Below are 7,151 nucleotides of genomic sequence, written 5' to 3' on the forward strand. Positions count from 1 at the left end.
CCCACGCTCGTGGCTGTCGGGCTTGGCGTTGGCATACTTTGCGGCGCCTTCAATGGCTTCCTGATCACCGGGCTGAAACTCCCCTCGATCGTTGTTACCATCGGCACGATGAGCCTTTTCCGCGGCATCGCCTTCATCGTCCTCGGCGACCAGAGTTTTAAGGGCTACCCCGCTAGCTTTTCCTGGTTCGGGCAGGGCTACGTGTTCTGGGTGATCTCGTTCGAACTGGTGCTGTTCCTCGTCTGCGCCGTCATCTTCTATGTGCTGCTGCACCACACCAATTTCGGCCGCCGCGTCTTTGCCATCGGCAACAACGCGACCGCGGCCCGGTTCTCTGGTGTGCGTGTCGATCGCATAAAATTCGTGCTCTTCTGCCTGACCGGGCTGATGAGCGGCATGGCGGCGGTGTTGCTGACGGCGCGCCTGGGCTCGACCCGGCCATCCATCGCTCAGGGTTTTGAACTCGAGGCCGTGACCATGGTGGTGCTGGGTGGCGTCTCCATCCTCGGCGGATCGGGCTCGATCATCGGCGTCGTGCTTGCCGCGCTGATCATGGGCCTCGTGACCTTCGGTCTCGGGCTCCTCAATGTGCCGGGGATCGTGATGTCGATCTTCATCGGTTCGCTGCTGATCGTGGTGATCGCGCTGCCGATCCTGTTCCGCATGTGGAGGCAAAGAAAAGCATGATCGAAGATTCGGGCTACGAAAAGCACGCCTTCAAGATGCACCTCAATCCGGGCATGACCGCCGAATACAAGAAGCGGCATGACGAGATTTTTCCCGAGCTGGTCGACCTGCTGCATGAGGCCGGGGTGAAGGACTATTCCATCCACCTCGACGAGGAAACCAACACGCTCTTCGGCGTGCTCTGGCGGCGCAAGGATCACACGATGGGTGATCTGCCGAACACGGATGTCATGAAGCGTTGGTGGGCCCATATGGCCGACATCATGGCGACCAATGAGAAGAACGAGCCGATCTCGGTCGATCTGCTGCCGGTTTTTTGGATGAAGTGAGAGGGTAGGGGCTAAGGCCCCTCCTTAATGCATCCCGGCCGGCGTATGAGCGCGGCGCACGGCGCGGGCCATGAGCCAGACGGCGAGCACGACGAATGGCGCGGCGATGGACAGCGCCATGGTCTTTTCCCAATGCAGCTCTTCGAGCGGCCCGGCGAGCAGGTAGCTCAGAATACCGAGCAGGTAGTAGCTGATGGCGATGGTGGAGAGCCCCTCCACCGTGCGCTGCAGCAGGAACTGGCTGCGGGCGGTCTGGGCGATGCTGTCGAGCACGGCTGCGTTCTGCACCTGCATGTCGACACCAATCCGCACATCGAGCAGGCCAATGGCGCGCTCGATCTTGTCCGAGACGACGGCGAGGCGCTTTTCCATGGCCGCGCAGGTCGCGAGCCCCGGATCGACACGATTGCCGATATAGTGGGTCAGCGTCGAACCGCGCGCTGTGGAATTTTCGCGCAGATTGGCAAGGCGCATGCGCAGGATATCGCCATAGGCCTGACCGGCCGCAAAGCGATAGCCGAGGCGCTCTGAGAGCTGGCCCGAACGGACCGACAGCTTGTGCAACTCGCTCAGCGATTGCTGCACGGCGGCCGGGGTCGTGGCGGCCGAGAGACTTTCGACAAGCGCGGTCAGGTCAAGTTCGATGCTGCGCAGGTCGCCAGCAGCCTCGCGGGCGAGCGGCAGGCCGAGGAGGGCCATGGTGCGATAGGTTTCGACCTCGAGCAGCCGCCGCACGACGATCGAGCGGCGCAGCACGGTGAGGCGGCCGGCCGCAAGCTCGAAGCGGGTGAAACGATCGGCATCGGGCACAAAGTCGGTCGCGACCTGGCCATTGCCGCTTTCAATGTCGGCGAGGCAGAGACTGGGGAGGTTAAACCCCGGCACCAGGGCGTCACGAACCGTGCTGTCGGCGGTGACGTCGATACGCATGGCGCCGATCAGCTGGGCCTGGGTGAGGGCGCCGAGGCCAATATCGTCCGGCCAGTTTTCCCAATCGTCGAGATCGCTGCGCCAGGTGACGGTGACGAATTCGGTATGAAATTCCCAGGTCACGTGGTGCCGGGGCGTGGCGAAGCTATATTGGCGGCTGGCAAGGGTCGGGAGCGGATACCCGGTCTCCTCGCAAAAACTCTCAAAGGCGTGGAAGACGCGCATCATGGCGCCCGAAACGGCGGGCATGACGAAGACCAGGCGGCGCAGGCGGCAGGCCTCGGGCACGATTTCGACCGGCCGGGCATGCACCTCGGCCATGATGGCTTCCCGGTAGGGATGGTCGTGGGGGTGCGGCGCGGACATAAAAACCTCTGGGCGTGTGAACTCCCAATTGGCGCCGCGCCACCCTGTTTTGACAATGAGACGTTAGCGCACACTACTTTCGTAGCGGTGCCATGCCTTTGGGCTCATTTCGCCGTTTCGTTGCGCCAGCTATATTGCGGGGAATAGCCGAGGAGACGCTTGGCCTTTTCGATCGAGAGCAGGGTGCTGTTGTTCGAAATATTGCCCTTGTGCGGGACGTTGGGGAATACTTCGGCGAGGAGCGAGATATTGGAGCGGTTCATCACCGAATCCGCATTGGCGATGATGAAGGCCTCAAAGCCCTTGAAATCGGCCTGGATGGACCGGCGCACGGCCTGGGCGCCATCGCGGGCATCGATATAGGCCCAGAGGTTCCACTTGCGGCTGCGCGGATCGCTGTCGAATTTGGGGAACGCGGCGTAATCTTCCGGATACATGACATTGGAAAACCGCAGCCCGACCATGCGCAATTCCGGATCCCAGCGGCAGAACTGCGCGGCCATGGTCTCGTCGAGCAGTTTTCCCAGCGAATAGGCGCTTTCGGGGCGCGGGAAATATTCCTCGTCGACCGGGGCATAGGGCGGGGGCGTGTCGAAGGGCAGGCCGAGAACGGTTTCGCTTGATGCAAAGACCACGTTCTTGATGCCGGCCAGGCGGATCGCCTCGAACACGTTGTAGGTCGTCGTCACATTATTGGCGAAGGTTCGCGCATTGGCGGCAAGGCCGGGTGCGGGAATGGCGGCGAGGTGGACCACGGCATCGAACGGCCCGCCGCGCTCATCAATGCCGCCGAGAATGGCCGAGGCAACTTCGCCGAAATTGGTCAGATCGATGCGGACCGAGGGACAAATGGGTTCGGAAAGAGCCTGCTGATCGACATTGAGCACGTCGTAGCCATGGGCCACGAGATCGCGCAGCACGGCGCGGCCAAGCTTGCCGCTGCCACCGGTGACGAGCACCTTTTTCATCCGAACCTCCTCATTTTCCACGCGGATTTTCTGCGCGGGCAAGCGCGAGCCTAAGCGCGATTTGCCCTTCTGCCAACCGGACGTCGCGCCGGCTTTGGTCCGTTAACACAAAATGAATGCCGGTCTCAGGGCGGGTTCAAAGGGCCCGGCGCATAACCGCGCCATGCTCGATGCAAGGACATCGAAACCCCGGGACAGTCCGCGAGGGGCGGACGCCGAGCCCAAATTGGAGATTGAAAATGCTGAAAGCAACCACGCTCGCCATTCTCGCAGGCCTGATCACCATGACCACCGTTTTGCCGAGCGCTGCGCAGGTCCGTCCCGGCGGCAGCCAGCGTCCGCCCGAGCAGAGCGAGGGGCAGGACGAAGACTGCACCGCCGTCATGGGCCATATGCGCAGCGTCAACCAGGCCGATATCAACGCCATCAAGGGCAACCGTGTCGCCCTGCTGCCAGTCTGCGAAGACCTGACCGTCCGCGGCAAGAACGTCTATGGCCAGCTCTTCGTGAATGGCAATGTCAATCACTTGCGCGTGCCGATTGCCCACAACGCCACGCTGATGACGGCGCTGCGCGCCAAGGGTTACGATCAGCACGATGTCGTTTCGCTCCGCCACGGGGCCAATAACAGCATCATCCTCTACGTTCACCAGCGCGACATGAACTGACGGCCGGCCATTGGCTTGCTGAACCGAGCCTGAACAACCCCATCAGGGTGAGTTCAAGCCGGTTCAGGCAAGGTGAGGCCAAGATGGAAAGCGCCCTCGGGGGACACTGAAATGAACAAGTCGCAGGAAAAGGTTTTGGTCGCAGCGCTTTGTGGCCTCATCGTCACCGCCGCCGCCGGTCTAGCCGTGCAGCCTGCCATGGCCGCCGGCTACCAGGTCGACCAGATGGCGCGCGTCAGCAATGTCGCCCATTGGGATGAACTGAACGTTCGTAAGTGGCCGGCGAGCTATTCGCAGAAGATCGGCTCATTCTCGCCTGGTACCCCGGTCTGGGTCGAGCGCTGCATCACCGTGCCTAAGAGTGCCGACTGGTGCCTCGTCGCCCGCCAGAATACGCGCGGTTGGGTCAACTCGCGCTTCCTGACGCCCATGCAAGACTGGGACATTTGATTTTCCGCGCCGTTTGCCCGGCGCTTCTGCCAGTACCCCGCGTACCTCCTACCCATGCATGTTGACTTTTCCGGTTCTGCACTGTTCCAAAAGGGCAGTCAGGACCGGAGTTTTTTGTATGGACGCCAATCCCGTTCTCGCCGAGGCCGTGCGCGGCAACTGGGTGGAAAACCGCCATCGCGGTGCTTTCGTGGTGATGGACGCCGAGGGCAGGGTGATCGCCTCGGCCGGTGATATCGAACGGCCGGTCTTTCCGCGCTCGGCGATCAAATCCATGCAGGCGCTGGCGATTTTCGACCGGCACGCCGTCGATCGGTTCCATCATTCGACCGAAGAACTGGCGCTGGCCTGTGCCTCTCATCACGGCGAGGACGATCATGTGACCAATGTGGCCAATTTTCTTGGCCGCATGGGGCTTTCCGTCTCCGACCTCGAATGTGGTGCGCACCAGCCGACCAATGGGGCGGCGCGCGAGGGGCTGCGCGAGCGCCATGAAGAGCCGACGGCGCTCCACAATAACTGCTCGGGCAAGCATGCCGGCATGCTCAGCGTAGCTCTTGCCATGGGCGTACCGACGACGGACTACGTGAAGCGCGAGCATGATGTGCAGCGCGCGGTGCGGGCGGCGGTGGAAGCGGTCATCGGCGAAGGGCTGACCGAAGATCGCTGCGGCACCGATGGGTGTTCGATACCGACCTGGGCGGCGCCGATTCGCGCCTGGGCCCGTGGCTTTGCCCGCATGGCGACGGGGCAGGGCCTCGACACCGGACATGCAGTAGGCGCGCGGGCGCTCTTTGATGCGGCAAGCAAACATCCCCATCTCGTCGCCGGGACCGGGCATATCGACACTCTCGTCATGGACGCCTTTGGCGGCCGCCTTATGCAGAAGGGCGGCGCGGAAGGGGTGCAATGCGGCGCCATCCGCGACAAGGGATGGGGCTATGCGCTCAAATGCGATGACGGCAACATGGCTGCGAGCCAGGCCATGGTGGCGGCACTGCTGCTGAAATTTGCCGATCCGGATGAAAAGCAGCGGGCGGTGCTGGAACGCTTTGCGCGCCAGCCGACACTGAATGTACGCAAGGCCGTGGTGGGGGAGATCAGGGCGGTGGGCTTTTAGAGCCCACTAAACCTAGCGGATCGTGACGTGTGGGTAGCGGTCGGCTACGGCGCGGAGGTCGGTTTCGGCGACGTCGGTCCATTTGAGTCCGACGATTTCGCCGACGCTCGGCTCATGCACCATATTGTCCGCGATCAGCACACGGCCGGCGCCCTCGGCGACCGAGACCCCGATGCCGATATTGCTGGCATAGACGACATTGCTGGTGATGGTGATTGAGCGCATGAAGCTGCCGAAACCGGCGGCGATGGCGACGCCGGGGACGTTCTCGACCACGTTGCCGGTCACGGCGACTTCCGCTTCGACATAGATGCCGACCGGAACGGTGTCGGGGTTCACCTCTGATTTCGGAGAAATGTTCCGCACGATATTGCCCGAGCAGACGGCGAGGTGGCCACCGGTATCGAGATTGGTGATCGAAATGCCGGTGGCGGCGCCCTCGACGATATTGTCGGCGATGATCGAACCAGAAAAGCCGAATTCGGAGAAGATCGCGACCTCTCCGGAGGTGCGGCAGATATTACCGCTGACCTGGCAGTTTCGGGTCGTGTTGAGGCGGACCGCCGTGAAGGCGCAGTCGGAAATGTGATTGTCGGCGACGACGACTTCGTCGGCCAGGTACACATTGATGCCATTGCCGTTCTGGCCGTTGCCGCCCTGACGCCAGTCGATCTTGCTGATTCGATTGTTGACGAGAATGGAGCCATCAGGCCCCGCTTCGTTGCGCCAAATCCGAATGCCGGCATTGCCGCAGCCAGAAATGGTGTTGCCGCTGGCAAGCAGCCCCGTACCGTCGAGGGCATGAATGGCAGCATCGCCATGGTTCTCGAAATCGCAATCGCGGATGGTGGCGGCGCTCTGGAAGAGCGAGAGGGCGATGCCTGGGCTCTCCGAGAAACGGCAGCGCTCGAGCGTCACATTGTCGGCCGACTGGATGCCGAAAAGGGGATCGCTGCCGCTATCGCCGGTAAAGCCGATATCGCGCAGAACAAGGCCCGATTGATGGAGAAAGCCGCCGGTGGCCGTGCCGGTGGCGACGAGCCAGGTGGCGCCGGGCACGCCTTCGACGACGAGATTGGCTGGAAAACTGACATTGCTGACTCGGAAGCGGCCGGCCGGCAGGGCGAGGCGGCCAATGGCACCATCGAGTGCGGCCTGCAGCGCCGCGCTCTGATCGGCGTCGCTGGACGGATCGAGCGCCGCTGCCTGGGCCCGGGCAGGGCTCGAAGCGGCCGCAGCGAGGGCGGAAAGGCCCACAAGGGCACTGCGGCGGGTGATCTGGGTTCTCTGGCGCATGGGCCCATTGTGCCAGCTTTGCCGGCCACGACGAGCAAAACCCGGGGAATTGGTTTACGAGGGACGGCAATGCCCGCCTTGTTCGCGCCCATGCGACGCGGCTATAACGGGCTGGCATATTGAAAACACAGGTGACTTCATGCTCGTGGACGGCAAGATTTTTCTCGGCACGAGCACGCGGCCGGAATACCTCACGCTGAAATATGGCAACCGTCATGGCCTCGTGACCGGGGCCACCGGCACGGGCAAGACCGTGACCCTACAGGCGCTGGCTGAAGGCTTTTCGTCGGCGGGCGTGCCGGTGTTCGCTGCCGACATCAAGGGCGACCTCTCGGGC

Annotated in this window: 9 protein-coding genes; 6 read left to right on the top strand and 3 right to left on the bottom strand. The window is 62.6% G+C overall.

Annotated elements, in window-relative coordinates:
* Both J0I64_RS20885 and rhaM read left to right on the top strand, forming a co-directional pair.
* Positions 1-687, top strand: a 687-nt coding sequence (locus tag J0I64_RS20885) for an ABC transporter permease (RefSeq protein ID WP_291411917.1), incomplete at its 5' end; no start/stop codon positions are given.
* Positions 684-1,016, top strand: coding sequence for an L-rhamnose mutarotase (gene rhaM / locus J0I64_RS20890; RefSeq protein ID WP_291411919.1), 333 nt, complete (start codon positions 684-686; stop codon positions 1,014-1,016). The genes J0I64_RS20885 and rhaM, both read left to right, overlap by 4 nt.
* Positions 1,017-1,040: 24 nt before the next feature.
* On the opposite strand, the gene J0I64_RS20895 is transcribed toward rhaM, so the two are convergent.
* Complete coding sequence (locus J0I64_RS20895) at positions 1,041-2,312, bottom strand: DUF3422 domain-containing protein (RefSeq protein ID WP_291411921.1); 1,272 nt, start codon at positions 2,310-2,312, stop codon at positions 1,041-1,043.
* Positions 2,313-2,416: 104 nt separating this feature from the next.
* A complete protein-coding gene (locus tag J0I64_RS20900; RefSeq protein ID WP_291411923.1) occupies positions 2,417-3,280 on the bottom strand; it encodes an NAD(P)-dependent oxidoreductase in 864 nt (287 codons plus the stop codon).
* Between the two features lie 239 nt (positions 3,281-3,519).
* On the opposite strand from J0I64_RS20900, the gene J0I64_RS20905 reads away from it, so the two are divergent.
* The 3 genes from J0I64_RS20905 to J0I64_RS20915 all read left to right on the top strand — a co-directional run bounded on the left by J0I64_RS20905 (position 3,520) and on the right by J0I64_RS20915 (position 5,518).
* Positions 3,520-3,948, top strand: coding sequence for a hypothetical protein (locus J0I64_RS20905; RefSeq protein ID WP_291411925.1), 429 nt, complete (start codon positions 3,520-3,522; stop codon positions 3,946-3,948).
* A 111-nt stretch (positions 3,949-4,059) separates the two neighbouring features.
* Positions 4,060-4,398: an SH3 domain-containing protein gene (locus J0I64_RS20910; protein WP_291411927.1), complete on the top strand. Its 339-nt coding sequence runs from the start codon at positions 4,060-4,062 to the stop codon at positions 4,396-4,398.
* A 118-nt stretch (positions 4,399-4,516) separates the two neighbouring features.
* Positions 4,517-5,518: an asparaginase gene (locus tag J0I64_RS20915; RefSeq protein ID WP_291411929.1), complete on the top strand. Its 1,002-nt coding sequence runs from the start codon at positions 4,517-4,519 to the stop codon at positions 5,516-5,518.
* Between the two features lie 12 nt (positions 5,519-5,530).
* Here J0I64_RS20915 and J0I64_RS20920 read toward each other — a convergent pair whose 3' ends face one another.
* Positions 5,531-6,814, bottom strand: coding sequence for a TIGR03808 family TAT-translocated repetitive protein (locus J0I64_RS20920; RefSeq protein ID WP_291411932.1), 1,284 nt, complete (start codon positions 6,812-6,814; stop codon positions 5,531-5,533).
* A gap of 139 nt (positions 6,815-6,953) precedes the next feature.
* On the opposite strand from J0I64_RS20920, the gene J0I64_RS20925 reads away from it, so the two are divergent.
* Positions 6,954-7,151, top strand: a 198-nt coding sequence (locus J0I64_RS20925; RefSeq protein ID WP_291411934.1) for a helicase HerA-like domain-containing protein, incomplete at its 3' end; no start/stop codon positions are given.

Origin of the sequence: Devosia sp. (assembly GCF_017307565.1) — a bacterium.
Classification (GTDB): domain Bacteria; phylum Pseudomonadota; class Alphaproteobacteria; order Rhizobiales; family Devosiaceae; genus Devosia.

Coding starts and splice junctions, on each gene's coding strand:
- J0I64_RS20915 (WP_291411929.1), top strand. CDS start 4,517: ATGGACGCCAATCCCGTTCTCGCCGAGGCCGTGCGCGGCAACTGGGTG.
- J0I64_RS20900 (WP_291411923.1), bottom strand. CDS start 3,280: ATGAAAAAGGTGCTCGTCACCGGTGGCAGCGGCAAGCTTGGCCGCGCC.
- rhaM (WP_291411919.1), top strand. CDS start 684: ATGATCGAAGATTCGGGCTACGAAAAGCACGCCTTCAAGATGCACCTC.
- J0I64_RS20905 (WP_291411925.1), top strand. CDS start 3,520: ATGCTGAAAGCAACCACGCTCGCCATTCTCGCAGGCCTGATCACCATG.
- J0I64_RS20910 (WP_291411927.1), top strand. CDS start 4,060: ATGAACAAGTCGCAGGAAAAGGTTTTGGTCGCAGCGCTTTGTGGCCTC.
- J0I64_RS20920 (WP_291411932.1), bottom strand. CDS start 6,814: ATGCGCCAGAGAACCCAGATCACCCGCCGCAGTGCCCTTGTGGGCCTT.
- J0I64_RS20895 (WP_291411921.1), bottom strand. CDS start 2,312: ATGTCCGCGCCGCACCCCCACGACCATCCCTACCGGGAAGCCATCATG.